Here is a 23,580-nt window from a genome sequence, read left to right as displayed (position 1 = left end):
TAGGTTCTCCATGATACTTTGTTACAGATTTCAATTCCTCATAAATTGAAATGTACCTATATCGAATCCGAGTGTATCTTTAAACCCTTGATAATCTAGGGTTTTTCCTGTTCGTATCCGTTATTAATCCGAGTGAATTTTTGTGGTCCAAGTGAAGTGCGTCCCCATTCCGTCCCCAAAGCCACCTTGGGGCCTATAGTTCCTAGCCACGAGCTCATCCCGAAACTCGTAACTGATCTCCATATGGTAGCGAAAATAGTAGATTATTGGGCAATATATGTTATAATATCCCTTACAATAGAATGGCTTGCAAGGGTGGTCGGCTAACCTCTCGGAAGGGAGGTGATGCCTGTGGAGGTAAAAGACACGTTGACGCTCATGGTCGGATTCGGTACGTTTATCATTGTACTTATTACGCTGATCGTGAAAATCATCGAACCTCTTACCAAGAACACAAAGAAATAGACCGCCCTTTTTAGCAGAGGGGAGCGGTCTATCCAGCACTATACCTGTTAAAGCCACCGCCCTTAAAAGCGGCTATTGTCACTAGGAGAGTCGTGTTGCGAGCACGGCTCTCTTTATCTATGCATAAGATCAGAAGGTAATACCAAAAAGTAATGCCTTACATTATTTTACCCAATACTTATATAATAATCAATATAGTAATATATTATAATACTATATATATTAGAAACAGGTGGCATCAAACTCGACCTTGATTATGTCACGCAATTGGAGCAGTTCCCAACCAACAGTTTTCTGCACTTTCACGAGAAAATTCCGCGAATCCAGCCCCGTTACGATCCCACCGATTTTCCGATTCTCACATTCTCCAAAAACGGTGATTTCTACTTCAAGCGTGTTCGAAAACGACGCCCGTAGCCGACCAAAAAGCTCTTCCTGTTCTTCTTCTGTATCTAACCGCACCTGTTTCTCTGTTTCCCTTTCCTGCTGTACAGACCTCTCACGATGCTGCGGGATCATCATATTGGACGATTCCCAGATTCCGTTCCCGCTTGATTTAGCACTCATCTCATCCGCCTCCGCATAGGAACATATGTTTGTATTATATGCGAACGGAATACGAATATGCGACAAAAGAACGCCGCGGTTACACGCTGGCGTCGTAATTCTGAGATGTCCTCGATATAAAACTATTTACAAAAGAAAAGCGCTCTGGCTCAGTCTGGCGGGGCATTTAGTTTATTTCCATTAAGTATTAAATTTATTATTTGGAATATCCACCGTTTTTCTTCTTCGCTTTTATCTCTTAATGCCGCCAGTATTGCAGCAGTAGTAACATCGTCAGTTATGTCTAAATCCTCGAATTTAAAAAGCTCATATAATTCCACATTTAAAGCCTTAGCAATCTTTTCGAGGTTCTGAAGAGTGATGTTCCTCTCCCCACGTTCCATACTCCCGATATATACATAGTGCAAGTCGGCTTTCTCTGCCAAAGCTTCTTGCGAAATCCCCATTAATTTTCGCAAAGTGCGTATTCGGGCACCTGTCTTCTGAAGAACATTCACAGTAGTCCACACCCCCTGTAGGTTAGTGTAGACAATTCCCACAAAATAGATAATGATCATAAACGTTTCTATATTGAAACTTTTAAGTTTCTATCATAAAATTTTACTCATTAACATAAATGTTTCAACTAGAAAACGTAAAGTTTGCCTAAAATATAGGTTATGGGAGTTTGAAGCAATGCTTTTACAATTTCTTCGGTTCTTTGCGTACGTTTTAATTTGCGGGTATTTAGTTCTAATTTTCTTATGTACGATTGACTTAGTTACAAGGATACTGCGATAATTCACCAGCAAAAGAAAATCCCCGCCAGCCTAAGCCAGCGGGGATTCGTTATATTATTTTGTTACTGGTGTATACTCATTCACTTCATATGTGAGAATCTTATCGAAGATCACATAATCTTTTCTGCTTTTGAAAGGCCCCTTATTATTGTCGTGTTTATCAATCGCATAGGAAACCGGACCGGTTCCAGCAGCTTTTCCTTCGTACCAAGTGATGAATGCATTTACTTCAGTCATAGAGAGATCAAACTCTTTTTCGAGGCCAGTATTTAATGTAACAACTAAAATTGCTCTACCACCGGAAGGAGGCGTTACTTGTCCTTTCGGCGTTGCGGAAGCTTCGTTAGAGTTTGCGCTCTCTCCATCAGCAGTGACTGCCGTAACAACGTAATAATAAGTAGTTCCATTGGTAACTGTAGTATCTGTATAGGTTGTACCATACACATCACTAGCAACAGTAGTATACGGTCCACCTGGGGTAGTTGCTCTTTTTATATTATATCCTTTAACACCAGTAACTGCATTCCAATTAAGAGTAACCTGTGCATCTCCCCCTGTAGCAGTCAGATTTGTGGGGGCCCCAGGAACATCACCCTGGTGGTTCTCAAAAACATCAAATTCATAAACTAAAACGTCATAGGGTGCAAATATTGCAACAAATTTTACATTTGCAATTGAAGTAGGAAAATTAATTTGTTGGACGCTCTTAGGGCCCGAAGGAACATACTTATACCTAAAAATAACATTTTTTGATTCATCATAAAAAATAATATCCATGTTAGAATTTACAAGAAATTTAGTAGAACTTATTGTCCTAACAGTATCGAATTTATACCATGCGTAAACATCTTTATTCAGTTCTACATAAGTTGATTCATTGCCATCTGTCCATTCTCCACGTAAGAAAATTGGATCTCCACCCACTTGCGATTTAGACAACTGTTTTCCATGCAAAAGTCCATTTTGATATGCAAAGGCAGGCACGGATGAAAAAAGCATAATTAGCATAATGATGGATAATAATAAAGAAATTCTTCTTTTCAAAACAAATCTCTCCTTTTTTCTCATATTACTTCATGTCGAAACAAATAAAATTCTACAAAATATTACATGGGTTGTCCAAACAAATATAACCAAATATTATATATTAAGTTGTTTATTAGCAATTTTTTTTGGATATTTATCCTTGTTATGTCGTCGCCTGCTTCGAAGCCTTCCACAGCTAGCTCCTCGCTTTCAGCCAGCCCGCAAATTTGTAGTTCAGAGAGAATTGTTACGAAAAAATAATTCTTCTTTTCATCTTTTCTGGACTGATTGGTTCAGATATGTTATATTTCAATTACGGGAGGTGTTACTCATCGCTAGGACAAAAGAGTTTAACGAGGATCAAGCGCTACACCAAGCGATGCTGTTGTTTTGGAAAAAGGGTTACGAGTCAACAAGCATTCCGGACTTGCTGCAAGTTATGGGCATTAGCCGATCCAGTCTTTACGATACTTTTTCCGACAAGCAAGCATTGTATATTGCTGCACTGGAACATTACAAAAAGGTTAGCTTCAATAAACGGGTCATTCTTGAACGGGCATCAAGCGTTAAAGCAGGACTTCGACAATATTTTGAGCATCATATTGCGACAGCGTACGATACCAGCCTACCTGGCGGGTGTTTTGTAACGAACGCAGCTACAACACTAGAGTCGCCGGATGAAAGATTAAATGAATTGATAAAGACCAGTTTTTCGAATTTGGAACAGGCTTTTTACGATCTTTTGGAAAAAGGCCGACAATCAAGCGAAATCGATAAAACTACAGATGTCAAAGCATTGTCTTACTTATTGCTGAATTTACATCAAAGCATAAATATCATGGCAAAAGTAGATCCAGATCAGCAACGCGCAAAGGACATGATAAGAATAGTAATTGAAGGAATATAATTTTTTTTGACCATATTGGAACGATCGTTCCGTTATCGTATTCATACTAAATATGGAGATGAGACTTATGAAAGTATCGTTTATTGGGCTTGGAAATATGGGCTTTCCAATGGCACAAAATTTGCTGCAAGCCGGTTATGAATTAATCATCTTTAATCGTACCCCTGAAAAAGCGGAACCCTTAATGCATCAGGGAGCACGATATGCCGAAACACCGTTTGAGGCAGCCAAAGAGAGCGATCTTGTAATAACCATGCTTTCTGATGATGCGGCTTTGGAGGAGGTCGTTAAGGGGCCGAATGGAATTCTGTATGGATTGCCGGAAAAAGGGATTCATATCTCTGCAAGTACGATAAGTGTAGACCTGGCTCGGAAATTATCTACCGCGCATGCAGAGAGAAAGCAATACTTTGTTTCCGCCACGGTGCTGGGGCGTCCGGATGCCGCTAAAGCAGCTAAATTGCGCATCCTTTTGGCAGGTCCGGAACAAGCCAGGCAACGAGTAATGCCTGTTTTAGCAGCATTGGGTCAAGAAATATTCGAGATTGGGGATCATGGCGAAGAAGGGAATGTTGTAAAAATAGGCGTAAACTTTTTAATTGCTTCAATGCTGGAAGCTTTGTCGGAAGCGCAGCTGATGGTGAAAAAGTACGGCTTAGAGTCGGCCCGCTTTATGGATGTCGTGAATGCTCTTTTTCAATCTCCAGTATATCAGAACTATGGAGCGATAATGACAGAACAGCGTTTTGAACCGGCCGGTTTTAAAATGAAGCTTGGGCTGAAGGATGTTGAACTGGCTATAAAGGCAGCGCAGTCCGTCCATGCTCCTCTGCCTCTGGGCCAACTTATTCATAATCATTTTTCTGTAGGAATAGCCCAAGGTTATGGTGAAATGGATTGGACGGCTTTAATCCGTTGTCTGGAGCATTCTTCTAAATAATTTGGGTTGCCCCGAATCTCTGTTGGGCGTAATGCAGGAGAAAAATCAAAAAAGGTGGGATGAACCATGGAAATAGGTGTTACTTCGTTCGTAGAAACAAAGCCTGATATTGAGACTGGTATAGTGATAAGTCACGCGCAGCGAATACGTGAAGTCGTCGAAGAAATCGTTCTCGCAGATCGGGTGGGACTTGATGTTTTCGGCATTGGTGAGCATCATCGGGAAGATTACGCTGCTTCTTCACCAGCAGTTGTGTTATCTGCTGCTGCACCTCTAACTAAACGGATTCGGCTGACTAGCGCTGTAACGGTCCTTTCATCAGCCGATCCTGTACGTGTGTTTCAGGATTTTGCTACGCTTGATGGCATCTCCGATGGACGTGCCGAAATCATAGCAGGCAGAGGTTCCTTTATTGAGTCTTTTCCGTTGTTTGGTTATGACTTACATGATTATGAGGAGTTATTTAATGAAAATATCGAACTGCTTCTGAAATTACGGGAATCCGAAAAAGTAACATGGAGGGGAGGTCATCGGCCGGCGATTCATAATCTTGGTGTGTACCCGCGTCCCGTTCAGGATTCTTTACCCATATGGATTGGGAGCGGGGGTACCCAAGAATCCGCCGTACGTGCAGGTCTTCTGGGCCTGCCATTGATACTCGCCATCATTGGTGGAAGTCCGACGCATTTTGCACCGCTTGTACAGCTTTACAAGAAGGCGGCAGCCCACGCTGGACATGATGTATCGCGACTTCAGGTGGGGTCTCACTCGATCGGATTCGTTGCAGAGGATACAGAGTTGGCGGCAGATACATTTTTTCCGTCCACCCAGGCCGGTATGAATAAACTCGGCAAAGAGCGAGGGTGGGCGTATTACGACCGGTCCAGTTTTGATGCTGCTCGACGTTTTGAAGGTGCATTGTATGTTGGCGATCCGGAAACGGTTGCCCAGAAGATCATCCACCTGCGCAAGCATGTAGGCATTACACGCTTTATGATGTATGTACCCTTAAGCACGATGCCGCATGAGCTGGTCATGCGGGCCATCGAGCTGCTCGGAACCGAGGTTGCGCCACGGGTAAGAGAGGAAATTGCCAAGTGGGAAGCTGAGACGGAATAAGGAGTATCCATTCAATCGTCCTTCAGAACACGAGAATAAACAAACGAAGATCCAGTTTCGCTTCATATATTACCGGAGGGATTTACATGAATATGGATAAACGTATACTGCCGGAATTAAGAGAGGCCTTTGCACAATTTCCAGGGTTTCAATTGGAAGAGAATTTGGAGTGGAGCAGAAGTCTGGTGTCGGCTCCGCCTGTGAAGAAGTCAGAGCATGTACACACAACCAGTCGAACGATTCCGGGGGCTTCAGGTGAGATGCTGGCTAAAATTTACGAACCTGCCGGACGAAAGGGTGACAAGCTTCCAGCCATGCTGTGGATTCACGGAGGCGGATATGTGATGGGACATCCTGATATGGACGACGAGTTGTGCGAACGCTTCGTTCAGACGGCTGGATGTGTTGTCGTGTCGGTGGATTACAGGCTTGCTCCCGAGAACCCTTACCCAGCGGCTATCGAAGATTGTTATGCTGGTCTGGTCTGGATGACAGAGGAGGCGGAATCGCTGGGAATTGATGTGAACCGGGTTGCGATTGCCGGCGCAAGCGGTGGCGGCGGGCTGACAGCAGCGCTCGCGCTGATGGCACGTGATAAAGGCGGACCATCCATTATGTTTCAAATGCCGTTGTATCCGATGCTCGACAACCGTAACATCACGCCATCAAGCCATGAGATTACGGAAGATCGCGCAATCTGGAACCGAACGAACAACTTGGCGGCTTGGAACATGTACCTGGGCGAGGAGAACGATGCCAGCGGGATATCTCCCTATGCGGTACCGTCGAGAGCGGATAATTTGGCAGGGCTGCCACCAACCTATACATGTATAGGTCAGCTTGATCTGTTCCGAGATGAGACGATCGAATATGTAACGCGGCTTGCACAAGCAGGTGTAGATGTCGAATTTCACTTGTATCCCGGATGCTTTCACCTTTTTGAAAGTTTCGTTCCAGAAGCGGAAGTGAGTCAGCGCGCCGTTCATAGCTATATGGATGCGATGGCCCGGGCACTTCATACTTAATCTATTCAGATTGTAAGAATCGACACGGATATACGCATAGGCCGTAAAACAGCTTCCTTTACAGACATAAAGAGTCCGGCTGAAACCATTAGTGTCAAGGAGCATCTTCTCCTCCAAGGGAGAGGATGCTCTTGTTGCAGCCTCTCCAACGACGGTGCATGGTGTATGCAGCGCTTCAAGTTGATGCAGGTTTATCTCCAATAATGTTGCTCCGGATACAGGTGTCGACCCGTAAAGACTTTTCTTCCTTCGAACCCAGATCCTCTTTTTCGAAGCTCTAGATGTTGGGAGTCCGAAAATATGCCTAGCTGGAACAACTTCGACTATGACGTCTGCAGTCGCCGAAGGATGTTTCAATTTTCCGTAGATACGTTCTAAACATCATCAACGTTAGATTGGACATAAAGGAGCTTTCGAGTTTCAATTCCTCATAGGTACGTTCTAAACTGAGAACCGCCCAAGAAACTATATAGCACTTTACAAGTTTCAATTCCTCGTAGGTACGTTCAAAACGAAATGCAGCAGGTGAAGGACATGCTGGACGACTCGGCGTTTCAATTCCTCATAGGTACGTTCAAAACGGATTACACGCGCGATGGCAGGCAATGGGCCGTAAATTAGTTTCAATTCCTCATAGGTACGTTCAAAACCCATAAGCCCCGTTGCATAGTCAACCACCATAAGAACGTTTCAATTCCTCATAGGTACGTTCAAAACCATGAGTTTGCCGTATACCGTGATTGTACGAGAGGTGTTTCAATTCCTCATAGGTACGTTCAAAACGCTAAACAAATTCGCGCCGTTCAAGGAAATTTTACCGGTTTCAATTCCTCATAGGTACGTTCAAAACCCACAAAAACGCCGTCGTTACGCTATTCCCACATATCTAACAAACAATTCTCCCTCACGCCAGCTACCAAAATCTCTGTTACCACGCTGCCCTCATTGTCGTCGATCCCCCGGCTTTTTTACAGCATTGGAGGTCGACGACACAAATGCGCAATTACATTATAAAGCTTTGCCCGCTTTTTTCCAACAGAATTCAATTCTGTTTTGGTTTGTTCCTATAACGCTTAAGCTAATTCTACCTCTTTAGTGTCCTTACCTTCAATTTTTTCTAGCGGCCGAACACAAGACCCGACTCTTAATTGGTTACTCTCCCGCTCTTTTATCACCTAACCCTCCCCCTCAGCAACAGCCACCCAATGCCCCTTCTTCACTTCAACGAAGCTTGAGCGCTCCAAGCTGTACGGGTCCGCCTTCGAGGACTCCTCCTCAGCGGTGAACGTCTTCCGTGATTCCACCTTCGGATCGGGAACCGGGATCGCGGCCAGCAGCGACTTCGTGTACGCATGCTGCGGGTTCTCGTACAGCTCCTCACTCTCCGCCAGCTCCACGATCTTGCCTTTGTACATCACCGCCACGCGGTCGCTGATATGCTTAACCATCGACAGATCGTGCGCGATAAACAGATAGGTAAGACCCAGTCGTTGCTGCAGCTCCTCCAGGAGCTTGACGATCTGCGACTGGATCGAGACATCCAGAGCCGACAACGGCTCGTCGCACACGATAAATTCCGGTTCGATGGCCAGAGTGCGTGCGATGCCGATCCGCTGGCGTTGGCCTCCCGAGAATTCGTGAGGATACCGCATGGCATGCACAGGGCTAAGCCCGACCATATCAAGCAGCTCTTCGACCCGCTTCTGCCGCTCCTTTTTCCCTCCTGCGATCCGGTGCACGTCCAGCGCTTCGCCAATGATGTCGACGATGCGGAGGCGCGGGTTCAGCGAGGCGTACGGATCTTGGAAAATCATCTGCATATAGCGCCGCATCGTCTTCATTTCGCCACGGTTGAGCCGGTTCAGCGCGATTCCCTTGAAAAGCACCTCGCCCCCGGTAGGCTCGTTCAGTCGAAGAATCGCTCGCCCCGTCGTCGACTTGCCGCTCCCGGATTCGCCTACGACGCCAAGCGTTTCGCCGGCCCGGATATCGAAGCTGATATCGTTGACCGCCTTGACGATCTGCCCCTTTCCGAGATCAAAATACTGCTTCAGCGACCGCACCTCCAGCAGCGGACGATCCTCGGCCGACCTCTTGATGATCGGCTCGGGCTTCGGCTTCTTCTTCTCGTCCAACCGGGGCAGCGCGTTCAGCAGCCGGATCGTATAAGGATGCTTCGGCGAGTAGAAAATCTCTTCCGTCGTGCCCGTCTCGACGACCTCACCTTCCTTCATGACGACGACGCGGTCGCACATGCCGGCGACGACGCCCAAGTCGTGCGTAATGAGGATGATCGAGGTGCCGAGCTTTAGCTGGAGCTCCTTCATTTGGTGCAAAATCTGCGCCTGTATCGTTACGTCCAGCGCAGTTGTCGGTTCGTCGGCGATCAGCAGCGACGGACGGCAAGCGAGCGCGATGGCAATCATCACCCGCTGGCGCATGCCGCCGGAAAATTCATGAGGATACTGCATATAGCGCGCCTCGCTATACGGGATGCCGACCATCCGCAGCATCTCGATCGCTTCCCTGCGCGCATCCGTCTTGGAGAGCTTCCGGTGCTTGATCAGGCTCTCCTCGATCTGCTTGCCGATCCGCATGGTCGGGTTGAGCGAAGACATCGGGTCCTGAAAAATCATTCCGATCTCCCGCCCCCGGATCTGCTCCATCTCTTGTTCGCTTTTATGGGCCAGATTCTGGCCTTGGAACAAAATCTCCCCGCCCTTCACCATAGAGGGCGGCGAAGGCAGCAGACGCATGATCGTGCGCGCCGTGACGCTCTTGCCGCTGCCGGATTCTCCGACAATCCCGAGCGTCTCGCCTTTGCGTACCTCGAAGCTCACATTCCGGACGGCTTCGACTTCTTTATCGCGAGAATAAAATGAAACGGATAATTGGTTCACATGCAATAACGTATCCATGGAGTCACCTGCGTCAAATCGTAAATTTTTAAAAAAATAATTTCATCGTTCTTTGTATTGTTGACATTTTCCAACCCTCATCATAAAATCTACTATATCAATAGGAATAATGCAAATTGAAAATACTAATTTACTTGAAAGGGAGCGCACAAGCTTGACAGGGCAAACGGTCGTGACAGGTTCCCGTCTCGTTGACCGAATCGGGAACATCTACTCCAAAATGTTGCTGCACCCGGCTTATCGTTTCCTGCTGCTGCTCGCAGGGGCGCCCGTAAACGTAATCGTCGGCATCGTCTATCGATATGGACGCAAGCGGAAGACGCATCAGGAATTGCGTCGAAGTCTGGAACGCAAGCTGCTGGAATCCGGTTACCGGGACCGGATTTTATCGGAAACAAAGGAGCAGTTGACCCGGAAGCATCATTTTTTCAACCAACAGGTCGATCAGAAGCAGTCAGAGCATGAAGCGGAGCGCATCACCGCCGAAAAGTTCAAGGAAGCTCTGCAGCGGCAGGTCGAGGCTCATCTGGAGCTGCACCACGAGACACAGGTCACGTTTGCGGAGACGTTCCGGAATTTGATCCAGAACCCGGCGTTTCTGGCTGTGACTTTCCTGCCGGGCATCCTGATGTATGCGTTGATCGGAATTTACGGTAACGCTTATCTGAAATACATCGTGGAACGGCTGGTCATGACGGTGCTGGTCATTTTCGGCGTCGCCTTCCTGGTCTTCACCATCCTGTACATATCGCCGATGGAACCGGCCGCCAATATTCTCGGGGAAACCGCGACCGCCGAGCAGATCGCCGCCTTCAAAAAGCTGTACGGATTGGATCAGCCTTATCTGGTTCAGCTCTGGGATACACTAAGAGGCATCCTGACTTTCGATCTCGGCAAGTCGTTTGCGGGCAACGAGGAAGTTACGACGGCCATCGCCACAAAATTTCCCGTGACGCTGACACTGACGGTTATATCCACGATCGTCGCGGTGCTGATCGCCCTGCCGATCGGCATTATATCGGCGACGCGGCCGAATTCGTTTTTCGATTATACGTTTATGTTCATCGCGCTGCTCGGCTTGTCGATCCCGAATTTTTGGCAAGGCTTGATCTTCATCCTGAACTTTTCGATCAAGCTGCAATGGCTTCCCGCTACCTATAATCCGGAGAACGGGCTATCGATGATCATGCCGGTTATCGTTCTGGGCACGGGGTTAACGGCGGCGGTCGCGCGGATGACCCGGTCTTCCACGCTTGAGGTCATTCACGAGGATTACATTACGACCGCCAAAGCCAAGGGGCTATCCCGCAAGCGCGTCCTGTGGAGGCACGCGGTAGGCAACGCGCTGATCCCGATCATTACGGTCATCGGACTTCAGTTCGGCGGAATGCTCGGCGGATCGGCCGTTACCGAGAAGGTGTTCAACATTAACGGCATCGGGAGCTACATCGTGGACAAGCAGTTCATCCCGGACATTCCCGCGATTATGGGAGGCGTCGTCTACACCGCCATCGCAATCTCTATCGTCAATGTCGTGATTGATATTTTGTACGCCTTTTTCGATCCAAGAATCCGTTCAAAAATGAAACAATACTAGCAGGTGGCAGCCGTGAATACCATTCAACCAAACAAACATGAAGTCCACTTCCGGCTGGCCTCTTGCCCGGAATACAGTCAAGCCGGCTTCTCCGGCATCGTTTCTCTCGGAATCGCCTTGGTACTGCTGCTGAACAGCTACGACGGGTCCGGCGCGGTCTGGAGGCCGGCCGTCTTGGCTGCATGCGCCGCCTATCTGGTTTTTGGGCTGCTGCAGTTAGCGGTCAGGTTCCTGATCAAAAGAGACCTGCTTCGCAGCGGCGAGCTGCGGCGGGGCACGCGCCGTTTAGGCTACGTGCTGCTGTTAAGCTTGCTGACAGCCAATATCTTCGTCGGGACCGCGGCTTTCCAACTGATCAAACGCAAGAAAAGCGCCGCCTATACGTTGGCCTTTTATACGCTGCTAACGACCTTGTTCGTCTTTGCCGTCTCGGCCTTGAACGTATTCAAGCCTTACGTCGCCAATACGTTCCTGCAAGGCATGGCGCTGCTCATCGTGGCAGCCGTGCTCCAACTGGTCGCCTTGCTGCTGGTGGCGCACTATGCAGATGACAAGATTTTACCTAAGTGGATGTGGATCGTCTCCATCGTGCTGTTGGCGACCGCCGCAACAGGCAATCTGTTCGCCCTGTTCCTGGGCCTTCTGTTGATCGCCAAGCTGCGCGACAAGGAACAGCTGTCGGACTCGAAACTTCATCATGCCGTCGAGCGCCTTTCCAGAAGCTCCACCTCGATGCTCGGCCTGTTTTTTATTTGTTTCCTGCTTACCATCGCCGTGTGCAGCTATCTGACGTTCGATTACAGCATGGCGATCGAAAACAACTATGGGGCGATTTTGCAAGCTCCGAGTTTGGCTTACCCGCTCGGCACCGACAATTTCGGACGCGACCTGTTCTCCCGAATCGTATTCGGCGCGCGGATCTCGCTGTTCGTTGGCTTCTTGTCCACGCTGATCCCCGTCGTAGTCGGGGGGATTCTGGGTGCGATCTCCGGTTATTTCGGCCGGCAGACGGATAACGTGATCATGCGGGCGCTCGACATCCTGTACGCCATTCCGGGCATCCTGCTCGCGATTGCGATCATCGCGGCATTTGGCGCCAACACCATGAACCTCATTCTCGCGCTGAGCGTCGGAGCGATCCCCGCTTATGCCCGGACGATGAGGGCGAACGTCATGCTCGTTTCGACGCTCGAATACGTGCAGGCGGCGCGGGCTTTCGGCTCTGGCGATCTGCTGATTCTGTTCAAGCATATCATTCCCAACTCCATCTCCCCGATGATCGTCAAATCGACGTTAACCATCGGGAGCGCCGTCATCTCGACCAGCAGCTTAAGCTTTCTCGGTCTTGGCGTCGAGCCGCATATCCCGGAGTGGGGCAACATTCTCAAGGTCGGCAGCGCGTATCTGGAGTCGCATTCGTTTACGGCCATCTACCCGGGTCTGGCGATCATCGCGCTGGTCCTCTCCTTCAACTTCCTGGGAGACGGTCTCCGCGACGCTCTCGATCCGAAGCTGGAGTAAGGCTGACAGTCCTGGCAGACAACACATTCGGAATCCTCATCCATACTCCATCTCCTTTTCAGGTGCTTAAATCCTGAGGGCGATGAATAAATGTATGTGAGTTCATATTTTAAAACTATTTTTTCACCAGGAGGGACTTCCATTGAAGAAAAAGGGGAAATTGCTCATTCCGGCGATTCTCGGCGTATCGCTTATGCTGAGCGGGTGCACTTTAACAACCAAGGACGAACAGGCGCAATCCAAACCATCGTCCGAGCAGCCAGCGGGCGACAGCAGCCGCGCCGATATCGAGCTGCTCGCTATGAGCTCTGGCGAAGCGGACGTCAACATCATCCGCGATCAACTGACCAAGAATGGCTTCAACGTTAAGCTGAACCTTCAACCGGACTACGGCTCGTACAAGGCGCAGCAGGACGCAGGCAATTACGACATCTCCCTGTCGAGCTGGACCACCGTAACCGGCAACCCGGATTACGCCGTGCGCTCGCTGTTCAAAACGGGCGGCGACTACAGCATTGTGGCCGACAAGGAAATCGACGAGCTGATCGAGAAAGCTTCGACACAGACGCAAGGGGAGTACAAAGATACGTACAAACAGCTTGAGCAGAAGCTGGTGTTCGACAAGGCGTATATCGCTCCTCTGTACATCTCCGTCAAATCGCAAGCTTTTAATCAGGAAGTTCTGAAAAAGGATTCTGTACGGCTGTCGAAATCCCGCTCCCTTCCGTGGGAAGAGCTGGATTTCAAGGATGAGGGGAAACGCACGAAAGACCCGATCATCCTGCAATCGACGCTGCCGACCTTGACGTCGCTCGACCCGATCAAAGGAAACGACGGTTCGATCAACATCATCAACACTAACATGTACGTGCGTTTGCTCAACCTGACGGATGACGACAAGCTGACCGCCGAAGGCTCCCTGTCGTATAACTTCGCCATCGCCGAAGGCAATACCGACTATTACTTCATCCTGCGGGACGACATCAATTTCGCTCAAATCAAGGATAAGCTGGCTGTCAATACAGGCGAGCGCGTAGGCGCGGACGATGTCATCTTCTCCCTGCTGCGCGCGAAGGACAAAAATTCGGTGCCGAACCATCGAACGTACACGCTGCATGAACACATCAAGAACGTGGAGCTCGTGACCGACCCGGCTGTTCTGGAATCGATCAAGCAATCCGGCAGCTCCGAAACGGTAAAAAGCGGTCTGGAGAAAGGCCTGGGCGCCAAAATCTCCGCGCTGGTCTCGGACAAGAAACAAGCCAACAGCAAAGAAGGCAAATATCAAGTCGTGAAACTGACGACGACCAATCCGTTCCCGCAAGTGCTGAACTACCTGGCTCACCAATCGGCGGGCATCGTGTCCAAGAAGCAAGTCGAGAGTATCAACACGTATGATGTAGCCAAATTCGACGTCAACAAAGACACCCCGTACGGCGATCAAAACACGGTAACCGAAGGCGCAAAATATAACAACACCCTGTTCACGAGCGGTCCCTACATCTTGTCGTACAAGAACGATTACGAAGCGATTTTCCTCAAAAACCCGGCTTACATGGCGGGCACGAAGCACGAACCGAAGGTGAACAATATCAAGATCCGCTTTATCAAGGACGCCGACAGCTCGCTGTCCGCGCTGCGCAGCGGCGAAATTCACCTGTTCTACGGCGTGCTGGAGACAAAGTTCGACATCGTCAAAAGCGACAGCAAGCTTTCGCTGCAAACTATGCCGAGCAACGCCGTCTCGTACCTGCTGTTTAACACGAAGAACCGTGAAGTGGCGAAAAGCGCCGACCTGAGGAAAGCGGTGCTCTACTCCATCAATCAAGACGAGTTCCTTGCTTACTACAAAAACAATAAATTCAAAGCCGTATCGACGGTCAGCCCGATCGTCCAAACCGGCCTTGAGCTCAAAGCCGATGCCGGCAAAGCCAAAGAGTTCTTGAACGCTTACAAAGCTGGCAAAAAATAAGGATTTCAACGATAATGAAAAGAGACTGCCTCAACCGGGCGGTCTCTTTCTTCACAAACTTTCAAACGCCTATAACTAAGGAGCGATCATCGATGTCTTCTTCCGATAAAAATAAAACCAAGCTGTCGCAATGGGACGCCCTCATGCTGGAATCGTTAAACGCCTACGGTTGGTCCAAGGAGGAGCGGCTTCGCCGCATCCATGCAGGCGAGCTGCCTCAGGACGAGAGCAAATTCAAGTTCGACTACAAGCTGCTGACCGCGTCGGCCGCGAGCGATCCGGCCACCTTCCAAGAGGCCGTCTACAACGGCTACCAGATCAAGTTCAGCACGCTGCGGGGCATCTCCAGTTGGCTTCTGCTCGCCTTAGGCGAGGAAGCTGAGCTCAGCTTGGAGCCCGGACAAGAGTCGGTCTCCGCCGAGCTAACCGTGGAAGAGCATGAGCGCCTGGCTTCGACGCTGTCGTTCGGCTGGGTGATTCACGGCGAGCATACAGGAGCGACCGACGAGAAGTCAGCCTACCGTATCGAGCCACTGAACCGGATGTAACGAAATGTGCACGACGATTTGTTAGAGCAACGAGGCCGCCGATATCGTTTTCTCGGCAGCCTCGTTTTTTCGTGGATTTCGAACTCTCGCGTGGCAGGTTTGATGTAACGGACTTGTTTCAATTCTTAATAGATAGTCCAAAACTCGCTTTTAGGGTTCTGGTTTCACTGGCTCCCAATCAAGTTTCAATTCCTCATAGGTACGTTCAAAACCCGTAAAAGTATCGGCGCTACGCCATTGTCACTTATCCATAATGATGCGTCCCTGTTCCCATGCAGCTGGCGTTGTCGTCGACTCCCGGGCTTTTTTGCAGCATTGGAGATCGACGACAAACTGCATGCTTACATTATAAGTCTTTTCCAAGCTTTTACCAATCTCTGAGAGAGACTGGGAATAAGCTCTTCAGATGTTTACCCTATTTCGAAGTCTTTGGTTCCTCTCCATAACAGTATACCGTTTATCCGTAAACTCCTAAATCATGAAAAATGAAAATGACAGTAACCACTTTAGCCAAAAATCATAAGCAGCTTAACCAATTGATTTCAAAGCCGTAACCAACCGTTTCACCTCGCCCGAGGCGGTCTCGATCACCTCGTATATTTTCACCGTCAGATTGGTTTCCATTTGATCCGCTCCCGGGAGTCCGTCGACCGTCAGCTTTTGCCGGCCGGAAACCAGGCGGTTTGGTCCGACGAACGAATAGTACTGATACCCGATCGTTCTCCCCAGTCCGTCTTCAAGCTCGACTTTCATTTTGGAGAAGCTGGAGTCCGCGATCATTTGCGCGTCCTTCGAGACGTCCAGATTGAGGACAAGCTTGTACGTATACGCCATCGCGTTCGTAGGCGTCTGCGACACGTACGGGAACAACGTCCAGTCTTTGAGATGGACCGTATACGGGTAAAAAGACAGCTTGGACGAGTCCGACTTGTTCGATGGCTTGACGACCATCGACGCAATCGACGTTTGGTAAGGGGCGGCAGATTTGTCGTCCAACAGCCTCAGGCTAAAAATTTCCGCCGTTTCGGAAGTCGGGAACACGAAAACATAACTTACGGCGGAACCGGTTCCCGGCATCAGCTCTTTGAGCGTATAATTTTGTCTGCTGCCGGAGTATCTGCTGCCTTCTTTGCCGGATAGCTCCGCTCCAAAAGCCGGAATCGGAATCGGGCGCTCTCCTTTATTCGTTAATTTAAACTTGGCGATGGCCGTTTTATACCCGTCCCCGCTGTTCTCACCCACATACAGATCCGTGACGGACACCTCCAAGTTCGGGTCGATGTAGTTGTTCCACTTGTCAAAAGCAATCGGCGTATTCATCCGGTACTCCTGCGGAGTCGACTCGACTTCTCCCGCTCCCTGATTCGGGAACCGGATCGCTAATTTGCCTACGGGAAAATGAACAGCTCCGGCTGCCCCCTGCTCGCCCGGCGCAACGAATTGCTCGGAGGCTAACACGTTGAGGCTGTTGATCTCCCCGTTAAAATCCATATCCGTCAGAATCGCATAATAAATGAATCGCTTCTTGCCGGGCTCCAGAGCAATCGCTTCCTTCTCCACCCGGTTGCCGTGGTAAATCTGCTGCGCGGTTTTGGCATCCATCGAAAAGGCAGGGATCATTTCCCGCTGCTCCGAAGGATTCTCGACCAGCAGCTTGATCAACATTTCGATTCCTTGCGGTGTGTGATTCTTGGTATAGCCTACGGGAGTATACAGCAATTGCGAATCCAGAGTAGGAATCCGGAACGATTCCCCCCAGTTCTTGACCCCCGATGGATTCATCTCGGAATAGCTTCCGTTCCAGAGCATCGAAGCGACGGGAATCGAAGCAAGCACTTTTTCTTTCCTGGGATATACGTTGAGATCCACATCGACCAGCAGCAATTCTGTCGGTTGAACGGCGGTTTTGCGCTCAACGACTTTCATATAACTGAGCTCTTCTTTGGATTTGGGCTCGATGCTGCGCGGATTCGAACGGCTGGATTGCAGAATGTATTCAAGGCCGCCGGCGGTCTTCAACCGCAGTTCATGATCCGGAACGCGGACAATCGTATCGCTATCGTTATGGAGCCGGATGACCGCGCCCAATTGAACGCCGCTTGACGTTTTCTCGTTTAATACGCTTTTTACCTCGACCCGCAGCGATTTGGCGATAGCATAAGACTCTGCTTGGGCCGGTATCTGCTGTGCTTCAAGAGCCGAGACAAAACCGGGCTGATAGACGAGTGCAGCCGAGACGACGAATGCCACCATGAGTTTTTTCCAGTTCCTATTCATTGGCTTCCTCCCAATTCATATGTCGTTTCGAGTTCGGCGCGCCGCTTCTGACGACGATCCCGCCACTCGGCAAGCTTTAAGTACATCGTCGGAACAACGATTAACGTCAGCAGCGTGGAGAAGATGAGACCGGATATGATACATACGGCCATCGACCGCCACATGCTGCCTCCCATAATGGCCATAGGCAGCATTCCCCCGATCGCCACTGCGGACGTGAGCAGAATCGGCCGCAGCCTTGCCCGGCCTGACTCGGCGATGGCATCGTACAGGGCTACCCCTTCCTTACGGGCGTCTTCGATAAATTCAATCAGCACGATGCCGTTACGAACGACGATGCCGGATAAGCTGATTAGCCCCATCAGCGCCATGAATCCGATCGGCGCGCCGGTTACGAACAGACCGATCAAAGCGCCGCCCAGAGCCAAATAGACCGTCGACAAAATCAAAACCGGCGTGGACAGCGAATAGAACTGCATGGCAATGACAGTATAGATCAGCAGCATAACGATAATGGATAATTTGCCAATTGAGATAAAGGCCGCATTGCGCTCTTGATCTTCGCCCCCGTATTCGATCTTATAGCCGTCCGGCAAGTGAATATCCTTGATCGCTTTGGTCAGATCATTCTGAATGTCCGAAGCCAGACGCCCGTCGGCATAGGATTTGACCGTGATTGTTTTGGTCAAATTGCGGTGCTGAATCGCATTAACCATCTGGTTGCGTTCAAAGTTGACGAACTCCTTCACCGGATACAGCATCCCGGTTTGCGAAGGCACCAAAACGTCCTCAAGTGCCTCATAACGGGAGACATTCTCATCTTCGCTATACAAGGTAACATCGATCAGCTTATTGCCGATCTGGATATCCGTCGCTTTCACGCCTTCGGTAGCCAGACGCATCGAGGCGGACAAATCTTTTTCGGTCACGCCGTAAAACTGCGCCTTGTCTTTATCCAACTGTAGATCGGACGTTGGCATCGGCGCGCCTACATCATCCTTCACATTGACAGCACCCGGAATGCTTCTCAGCTTATCCTGAACTTGTTGGGATAGGGAAGTCAGCTCCAGTAAATCCGAACCACTGATCCGGACGGCTATGGGAGCTCCGACCGGAACCCCTTGCTCCAGTTCTCTTATGATGATCCCGGCATTCGGAAACATCTGGCCGAGCTGTTTGCGCCATTTAGGAACAAGCTCTTTCGTATGTGCTTTGGATTCGTCCAGACTGACGAATAATTGTCCGAGTCTTGTGCCGTACGATACGTTCTCCGAATAATAGAACCGGGGTGCCGTACGCCCCGTATAAGCAGAGACGGCGCGAACCCCTTCCTGCTGTTCGGCCCAGGCCGACAAGTTTTTCATCGTATCGACCGTCTGCTCGTAATAGCTGTCGACCGGCATTTCCACATCGACCAAAAACTCGGACCGCTCGGCGCTAGGAAAATATTCTACCCCAAGAAACGGCAGCAGCCCGTAGCTGGATGTGCCGATGATCAAGGCCGTCATCCCCGTTAGCACCGGTTTCTTCAGCAGACGGCGAATCTGCTTCTCATAAAAAACGCTTAAGCGCTCAAGAGCTCCTCCCAAAAGTCCGGGCGGCTTCCCGTAATCCGTAGACTTGTTCCGGCGCAGCTGGCGTTCGGTGGACCACTGGCGGTAAATCGGGACAATGGTCAGAGACATGATCATCGACGCCGCCAGAGTGAGACTGATTACCACCGGAATCGGCCGTACAAAATCACCGATGTTGCCTTCAAGGAAGAACAGCGGGAAGAATGCCGCCGCCGTAGCCAAGGTAGCGGTGAGAATGGAAATGCCCACTTCCCGGCTGCCTTTCAGCGCCGCATCGTAGGGCCGGTCGCCTAACTGAAGCCTGCGCTCGATGTTGTCATTGACCACGATGGCGTCGTCAACAAGAATCCCGAGCACGATCACAAGCGCTGCAATGGTGATTTGGTTCAAGTCAATCAAGGTCATCATCACAGGCAGAAACCCGATGGCAATGGAAATGGGAATCGCCAAAGAGACAACGACGGCCGTGTTCAGCCTCAGCCCCAGAGAACAAACCAGGATGACCACTACCATCCCGATGATCAGTTCTTTGCTCAATTGCGAAAACAGCTTATCGACGCTTTCCTTTTGCGTGAACAAGGATACCATGGCGACGTCGGACGGAAGCTGCGCTTTGAGGCCGGCCGTTTCCTCATCGATCCTCTGCTGCAGAGACGGAACGTCGACTCCCTTCTCGGCATTGATCACGATATCTACCGAAGGCTTGCCGTTATAGAACACCTGTTCATTGACCTTCTTCGTACCCATTTTCACTTCGGCCACATCTTTCAACTTCACCGAAGGTCCTTGCTCGGGCGACCGGAAGATGACCGTATCCGCAAGATCGCTTGCCGATTTCCACTCCCCCGTCAATTGAACGTAAATGCGCTGGTTGTCCTTTTTGACGTCGCCAATAGGAATCCGGTCGTGCGTATTGGTCAGCGACTGCAGCACAACACCCCAAGGAAGCCCAAAGCCCTCAAGCTTCTTCTTATCGAGGATCACTTTCATTTCCTTATCGGGCAAACCGGCAATCTGCACGTCGCTGACACCGGAGATCGTGCGGAGCTGTTCTTTCCAGTTATCCGCGACCGGCCGCAGCTTCTCCATATCTTCCGGACGATCGATGACCAGATGTACGATTTGAGCTGCCGTCTTGACCAGATCATCATCCACTTCCGATTGGTAGGCGTCGGCCGGCAGTTTGCTTCTTGCAGCTTGCACCTTTTGCCGTAAGGTGTCCCACGCTTTCTTGTAATCGACGTCAGGGACCAGCTCTACGGTAATGAGCGAGACATTGACCTCGGAGGTCGATTCGATCTTTTCGATATGCTGCATTTCTTTGATCGCTTCTTCTAGCGGCTTCGTCACGAGCTGCTCCACTTTTTCCGGGGATGCCCCGGGATAGATCGTTTTGACCAGTGCGACGGAGGTCGTGATTTCGGGATTTTCCCGCTTTTTCAAGGTCGCAAGGCTAAAAAAGCCCACGAACACAAGCATGATGAAAAACAGCAGCGTAATTTTTTTGTATTTCAGCGCTTTGGCAATCAAGCCATGTCATCCCCCTTCAACAGCCCAGCTATGTAACGTATGACTATTCGACTACTTTGACTTTCTCGTTGTGCTTTAACTGATGCTGTCCGGTAATGACCAGCGCTTCGTCCACATGCAGTCCGTTCAATATTTCCTGCTGATCCTTTTTGGTGCGGCCTGCCTTTACTTTACGTTTCTCCACCTGATCTCCGTTCGCGACAAAAACATACGCTTCCCCTTCTTCACGAACGATGCTGCTGACAGGAACGGCAATCGTTTCCTGCTGCCCGTCTTCGGCAAGAACCAGCTGCACGCGCATGCCGGATTTCAAACGTCCGTCCTCATTCGGAACTTCCAGCTCCAGCGTGTAGGTTTTCGTCTGGGTATTCGCCACATTGGCCAAGTAGCTGATTTTTCCCGTAAATTTATCTGGCGTATCCGAGATGTAGAAGGGCAGCTCTGTTTTTCCCTGCACGTGGGTCAGGCTCGTGTCGGTCAATTCGGCGCGAATCTTGATCGGGCTTTGCTGCTGAACCATGCCGATTTTCGTTCCGCGGGCCAAGACCATGCCTTCCAGAATGGGCATCTCGACAAGGACGCCGTTAGCCGGAGCTTTCACGTCATAGTAGGTCATGCTGCGCTCGACGTCTTGCAAGTTAATTTCATTGGCCTGGATCTGCAGCTGAAGCGCAGCGAAGGAATTGGTGTTTTCCAGCGTTTCGAGTTTTTTCTGCATGATCTCCAAGCCTCGCCGCAATTTGTTCAACACGGTTTCCATCTGCTCCATCTGTTTCTTGTCGGCAAGTCCTCGATCGTAATTGTTGCGGATCGTGTTGTATTCTTTCTCCGTGTCGGTTAATTCTTGCTTCGCCGTCTCGATATTGTAGACAAGCTCCGTCCTGCCGTCTTCGAAATCTTTTTTGGCTTTGGACAGCTGTTCCTGCAAGCTGCTTTGTTCATAAAGCAATTTTTGTTTTTGCCTTAAAATATCTTTCTTGTCCAGCTCCACAATCACATCATCTTTATTGACCTGCGCCCCTCGCTTCTTCACAACGTTCAAAACGTCACCGTCCGTCTTCAGCACGACATCCAACTGCTGCGAAGGAATGACCTCCGCGACCATTTCCTTGGTTCCTTCCCAGCGTTGTTTGGCCACTTTCATGGTTTTGACGGTTTTCAAGGCCGCCGGCTCAGCCGCTTGTACTACTGCGTCCGAAGGCGAAGAGCCCTGCGAGCAGCCCCCAAGCATCACGGTAACCATCAGGAACACGACGCCCAGCTTTTTAGTAAAGGTATTGCCCGGATTTTTGGGCCGAAAAAATTTCTCGATGAATCGCATAGTGTCACTCTCGCTTCCCCATCTCTGTACTATGAGTACTGTAATATTTTTTTGGGTACCCACGCTCTTTATTATACCGACATTTTCCATCCTGTAAAGCTCAAAATTACGGGCGGCCGACCTGCGCATAAAACAAAAAAAGCCGAATCGCCTCCCGACAACCCGTAAGGTTGCCGTTCTGCCGCTCAGCTTTCACGAATGGAAACGCTATATTTTTGCCTTAATTCTCTTTTGAAATTCCATGCAGGATGATGTCCACCATCGTCGAAAGAGATTCCTGCAGCGTAATCTGATTGGTAGCCAAATACGGCTGCTCGAAAATCGCTTCGAACGATGCCTGGAGAATTTGGATCAGCGTCGGAACGTGCGTCGGTCGAAAGACTCCGCTGCTGATGCCGTCTTCCACCAGCTTAGTGATGATCTCCCACTCTTCGTCGATGGCTTGATCCAGTTTGCTCCACTGTTCGGGATGGTAGCGCTGCAGTTCAGCAAACAAGCGTACATAGCTGTGTTGAAAATCCTCAGGAACAATCAAGAGAATGCCTTTCAGCTTTTCGGATATGGTCAAACTCGAGTCTTGGGTAATTTCCCAAAAACGTCTTTCCGTTTCTTCGTTTGTTTGATCAACCACGTAACCTACAAGCTCGTCCTTGGACGGAAAATGCTCGTACAGCGTGCTTTTGCTTACCCCTAAATATTTGGCCAAGTCGCTCATCGTAAACTTGATCCCTTTTTCATGAAACAGCGCGATAGCAGCTTTGGCAATCCGTTCTTTCATCCCATGTTCACCTCATGCCAAAAAAGTTCAGAGCCCATATTGCTAGAATACTTTTACGGTACTCCGGGTACAAAGCCTAGTTTAGCGTGTTAGGTCGTGGAGGTCAAATGGGGTTGGCTTATATGGTAGTTATATTACTTTAACTTGGTAGTTACATGACCACTTCCACTAAAAGTATTTGTTGTTTTTTACGGCAACCGCATCGGCGGCAACGGGTGAAGGCGGTGTCAGATTACTCACCAGCACGAATTACCATGGAATTCAAGGTTACTTCACGGTTCCGAGCGATGTTTTTGTATCCAACGACGGAAGTTATATCGCTTTTTATTTTGGCCTTGGCGATGTGTGCGAGGGAGGGATATCTTATACTCCGAGTGAAAAATGGAAAAAGTTTTTGAATTGCGGGAAGAAAAATTCTGCATCCAACAGGTACACCTTGCCTGTACAAAATGCAGGTACTTTGAAAGCCCCGACAAAGGTAAAAATGGTTCATACGACCGATGATCATCAAGACAAGAACAAATATAAAAACGCGGCATTTAGCAACGTGCAAGTCCAAACCTCCAATGGCGGGCCTTACACCACGTTTCCCACGAACATAACACCTGTTTTCCCGTTCCCTTCCGGTAAAGGGGACTACGAAATGATTAGAAGCAATCCTCTGGCAACAACGTTGAAGGCGGGAAAATAATTTGAAAATGGGCCATGCCTCGAAG

General features: G+C 49.5%; 18 protein-coding genes and 1 CRISPR repeat array. Of the genes, 10 read left to right on the top strand and 8 right to left on the bottom strand.

Features of this window, described 5'->3' with window-relative positions; genetic code table 11:
* The first annotated feature begins 351 nt into the window (after nt 1-351).
* Nucleotides 352-465, top strand: a complete 114-nt coding sequence (locus QJ48_RS36055) for a putative holin-like toxin (RefSeq protein WP_082420589.1) — start codon at nt 352-354, stop codon at nt 463-465.
* Nucleotides 466-687: 222 nt separating this feature from the next.
* On the opposite strand, the gene QJ48_RS19745 is transcribed toward QJ48_RS36055, so the two are convergent.
* The 3 genes from QJ48_RS19745 to QJ48_RS19735 all read right to left on the bottom strand — a co-directional run bounded on the left by QJ48_RS19745 (nt 688) and on the right by QJ48_RS19735 (nt 2,855).
* Nucleotides 688-1,032, bottom strand: coding sequence for a YolD-like family protein (locus QJ48_RS19745; RefSeq protein WP_054975234.1), 345 nt, complete (start codon nt 1,030-1,032; stop codon nt 688-690).
* Between the two features lie 149 nt (nt 1,033-1,181).
* A complete protein-coding gene (locus QJ48_RS19740; protein WP_237762984.1) occupies nt 1,182-1,529 on the bottom strand; it encodes a helix-turn-helix domain-containing protein in 348 nt (115 codons plus the stop codon).
* Between the two features lie 336 nt (nt 1,530-1,865).
* Nucleotides 1,866-2,855 (bottom strand): fibronectin type III domain-containing protein, encoded by a 990-nt coding sequence (locus tag QJ48_RS19735; RefSeq protein ID WP_157261692.1) that lies wholly within the window; start codon nt 2,853-2,855, stop codon nt 1,866-1,868.
* Between QJ48_RS19735 and QJ48_RS38840 the strand changes: the two genes are divergently transcribed.
* The 4 genes from QJ48_RS38840 to QJ48_RS19715 all read left to right on the top strand — a co-directional run bounded on the left by QJ48_RS38840 (nt 2,821) and on the right by QJ48_RS19715 (nt 6,828).
* Nucleotides 2,821-3,744 carry a TetR/AcrR family transcriptional regulator gene (locus tag QJ48_RS38840; protein ID WP_237762983.1) on the top strand — a complete coding sequence of 308 codons (924 nt, stop codon included), beginning with the start codon at nt 2,821-2,823 and terminating at the stop codon, nt 3,742-3,744. The two genes, QJ48_RS19735 and QJ48_RS38840, sit on opposite strands and share 35 nt — an antisense overlap.
* A 67-nt stretch (nt 3,745-3,811) precedes the next feature.
* Entirely contained in the window at nt 3,812-4,684 is an 873-nt protein-coding gene (locus QJ48_RS19725) for an NAD(P)-dependent oxidoreductase (protein ID WP_054975232.1), read from the top strand.
* Between the two features lie 66 nt (nt 4,685-4,750).
* On the top strand, nt 4,751-5,803 hold the full coding sequence (locus tag QJ48_RS19720) for an LLM class flavin-dependent oxidoreductase (RefSeq protein WP_054975231.1): 1,053 nt from the start codon (nt 4,751-4,753) through the stop codon (nt 5,801-5,803).
* Nucleotides 5,804-5,889: 86 nt separating this feature from the next.
* Nucleotides 5,890-6,828, top strand: coding sequence for an alpha/beta hydrolase (locus tag QJ48_RS19715; RefSeq protein WP_054975230.1), 939 nt, complete (start codon nt 5,890-5,892; stop codon nt 6,826-6,828).
* A gap of 350 nt (nt 6,829-7,178) precedes the next feature.
* Nucleotides 7,179-7,678: direct repeats of the CRISPR family, unit length 30 nt; unit sequence GTTTCAATTCCTCATAGGTACGTTCAAAAC.
* Between the two features lie 325 nt (nt 7,679-8,003).
* Here the strand turns inward: QJ48_RS19715 and QJ48_RS39215 are convergent.
* Nucleotides 8,004-9,746 (bottom strand): ABC transporter ATP-binding protein, encoded by a 1,743-nt coding sequence (locus tag QJ48_RS39215; RefSeq protein WP_054975229.1) that lies wholly within the window; start codon nt 9,744-9,746, stop codon nt 8,004-8,006.
* A 220-nt stretch (nt 9,747-9,966) separates the two neighbouring features.
* Here QJ48_RS39215 and QJ48_RS19705 point away from each other — a divergent pair, with 220 nt between their 5' ends.
* The 4 genes from QJ48_RS19705 to QJ48_RS19690 all read left to right on the top strand — a co-directional run bounded on the left by QJ48_RS19705 (nt 9,967) and on the right by QJ48_RS19690 (nt 15,384).
* Nucleotides 9,967-11,343 carry an ABC transporter permease gene (locus QJ48_RS19705; RefSeq protein ID WP_237762985.1) on the top strand — a complete coding sequence of 459 codons (1,377 nt, stop codon included), beginning with the start codon at nt 9,967-9,969 and terminating at the stop codon, nt 11,341-11,343.
* A 12-nt stretch (nt 11,344-11,355) separates the two neighbouring features.
* On the top strand, nt 11,356-12,864 hold the full coding sequence (locus tag QJ48_RS19700; RefSeq protein WP_054975227.1) for an ABC transporter permease: 1,509 nt from the start codon (nt 11,356-11,358) through the stop codon (nt 12,862-12,864).
* A 142-nt stretch (nt 12,865-13,006) separates the two neighbouring features.
* Nucleotides 13,007-14,836: an ABC transporter substrate-binding protein gene (locus QJ48_RS19695; protein ID WP_054975226.1), complete on the top strand. Its 1,830-nt coding sequence runs from the start codon at nt 13,007-13,009 to the stop codon at nt 14,834-14,836.
* Nucleotides 14,837-14,928: 92 nt separating this feature from the next.
* Entirely contained in the window at nt 14,929-15,384 is a 456-nt protein-coding gene (locus QJ48_RS19690; RefSeq protein ID WP_054975225.1) for a hypothetical protein, read from the top strand.
* Between the two features lie 528 nt (nt 15,385-15,912).
* Here QJ48_RS19690 and QJ48_RS19685 read toward each other — a convergent pair.
* The 4 genes from QJ48_RS19685 to QJ48_RS19670 all read right to left on the bottom strand — a co-directional run bounded on the left by QJ48_RS19685 (nt 15,913) and on the right by QJ48_RS19670 (nt 22,864).
* Nucleotides 15,913-17,661 carry a hypothetical protein gene (locus QJ48_RS19685; protein ID WP_054975224.1) on the bottom strand — a complete coding sequence of 583 codons (1,749 nt, stop codon included), beginning with the start codon at nt 17,659-17,661 and terminating at the stop codon, nt 15,913-15,915.
* The gene (locus QJ48_RS19680; RefSeq protein ID WP_054975223.1) at nt 17,658-20,765 is read right to left on the bottom strand and encodes an efflux RND transporter permease subunit; all 3,108 of its coding nucleotides are present in this window, start codon (nt 20,763-20,765) and stop codon (nt 17,658-17,660) included. Before QJ48_RS19680 ends, QJ48_RS19685 begins: the two co-directional genes overlap by 4 nt.
* Nucleotides 20,766-20,808: 43 nt before the next feature.
* Complete coding sequence (locus QJ48_RS19675) at nt 20,809-22,086, bottom strand: efflux RND transporter periplasmic adaptor subunit (protein WP_054975222.1); 1,278 nt, start codon at nt 22,084-22,086, stop codon at nt 20,809-20,811.
* A 220-nt stretch (nt 22,087-22,306) separates the two neighbouring features.
* On the bottom strand, nt 22,307-22,864 hold the full coding sequence (locus tag QJ48_RS19670) for a TetR/AcrR family transcriptional regulator (RefSeq protein ID WP_054975221.1): 558 nt from the start codon (nt 22,862-22,864) through the stop codon (nt 22,307-22,309).
* A 181-nt stretch (nt 22,865-23,045) separates the two neighbouring features.
* Here QJ48_RS19670 and QJ48_RS19665 point away from each other — a divergent pair, with 181 nt between their 5' ends.
* On the top strand, nt 23,046-23,555 hold the full coding sequence (locus QJ48_RS19665; RefSeq protein ID WP_237762982.1) for a hypothetical protein: 510 nt from the start codon (nt 23,046-23,048) through the stop codon (nt 23,553-23,555).
* The last annotated feature ends 25 nt before the right edge of the window (nt 23,556-23,580 follow it).

The sequence above is a fragment of the Paenibacillus sp. A3 genome (assembly GCF_001399685.1).
GTDB lineage: Bacteria > Bacillota > Bacilli > Paenibacillales > NBRC-103111 > Paenibacillus_G.
Note: the sequence above shows the minus strand (reverse complement) of the source record. Positions and strands in the feature narration are given on the sequence as shown.

What these genes read in the sequence shown, in the direction of transcription:
- QJ48_RS19745 (WP_054975234.1), bottom strand. Translation starts at nt 1,032, where the DNA reads ATGAGTGCTAAATCAAGCGGGAACGGAATCTGGGAATCGTCCAATATG.
- QJ48_RS38840 (WP_237762983.1), top strand. Translation starts at nt 2,821, where the DNA reads ATGATGGATAATAATAAAGAAATTCTTCTTTTCAAAACAAATCTCTCC.
- QJ48_RS19725 (WP_054975232.1), top strand. Translation starts at nt 3,812, where the DNA reads ATGAAAGTATCGTTTATTGGGCTTGGAAATATGGGCTTTCCAATGGCA.
- QJ48_RS19720 (WP_054975231.1), top strand. Translation starts at nt 4,751, where the DNA reads ATGGAAATAGGTGTTACTTCGTTCGTAGAAACAAAGCCTGATATTGAG.
- QJ48_RS19715 (WP_054975230.1), top strand. Translation starts at nt 5,890, where the DNA reads ATGAATATGGATAAACGTATACTGCCGGAATTAAGAGAGGCCTTTGCA.
- QJ48_RS39215 (WP_054975229.1), bottom strand. Translation starts at nt 9,746, where the DNA reads ATGGATACGTTATTGCATGTGAACCAATTATCCGTTTCATTTTATTCT.
- QJ48_RS19705 (WP_237762985.1), top strand. Translation starts at nt 9,967, where the DNA reads ATGTTGCTGCACCCGGCTTATCGTTTCCTGCTGCTGCTCGCAGGGGCG.
- QJ48_RS19690 (WP_054975225.1), top strand. Translation starts at nt 14,929, where the DNA reads ATGTCTTCTTCCGATAAAAATAAAACCAAGCTGTCGCAATGGGACGCC.
- QJ48_RS19685 (WP_054975224.1), bottom strand. Translation starts at nt 17,661, where the DNA reads ATGAATAGGAACTGGAAAAAACTCATGGTGGCATTCGTCGTCTCGGCT.
- QJ48_RS19675 (WP_054975222.1), bottom strand. Translation starts at nt 22,086, where the DNA reads ATGCGATTCATCGAGAAATTTTTTCGGCCCAAAAATCCGGGCAATACC.
- QJ48_RS19670 (WP_054975221.1), bottom strand. Translation starts at nt 22,864, where the DNA reads ATGAAAGAACGGATTGCCAAAGCTGCTATCGCGCTGTTTCATGAAAAA.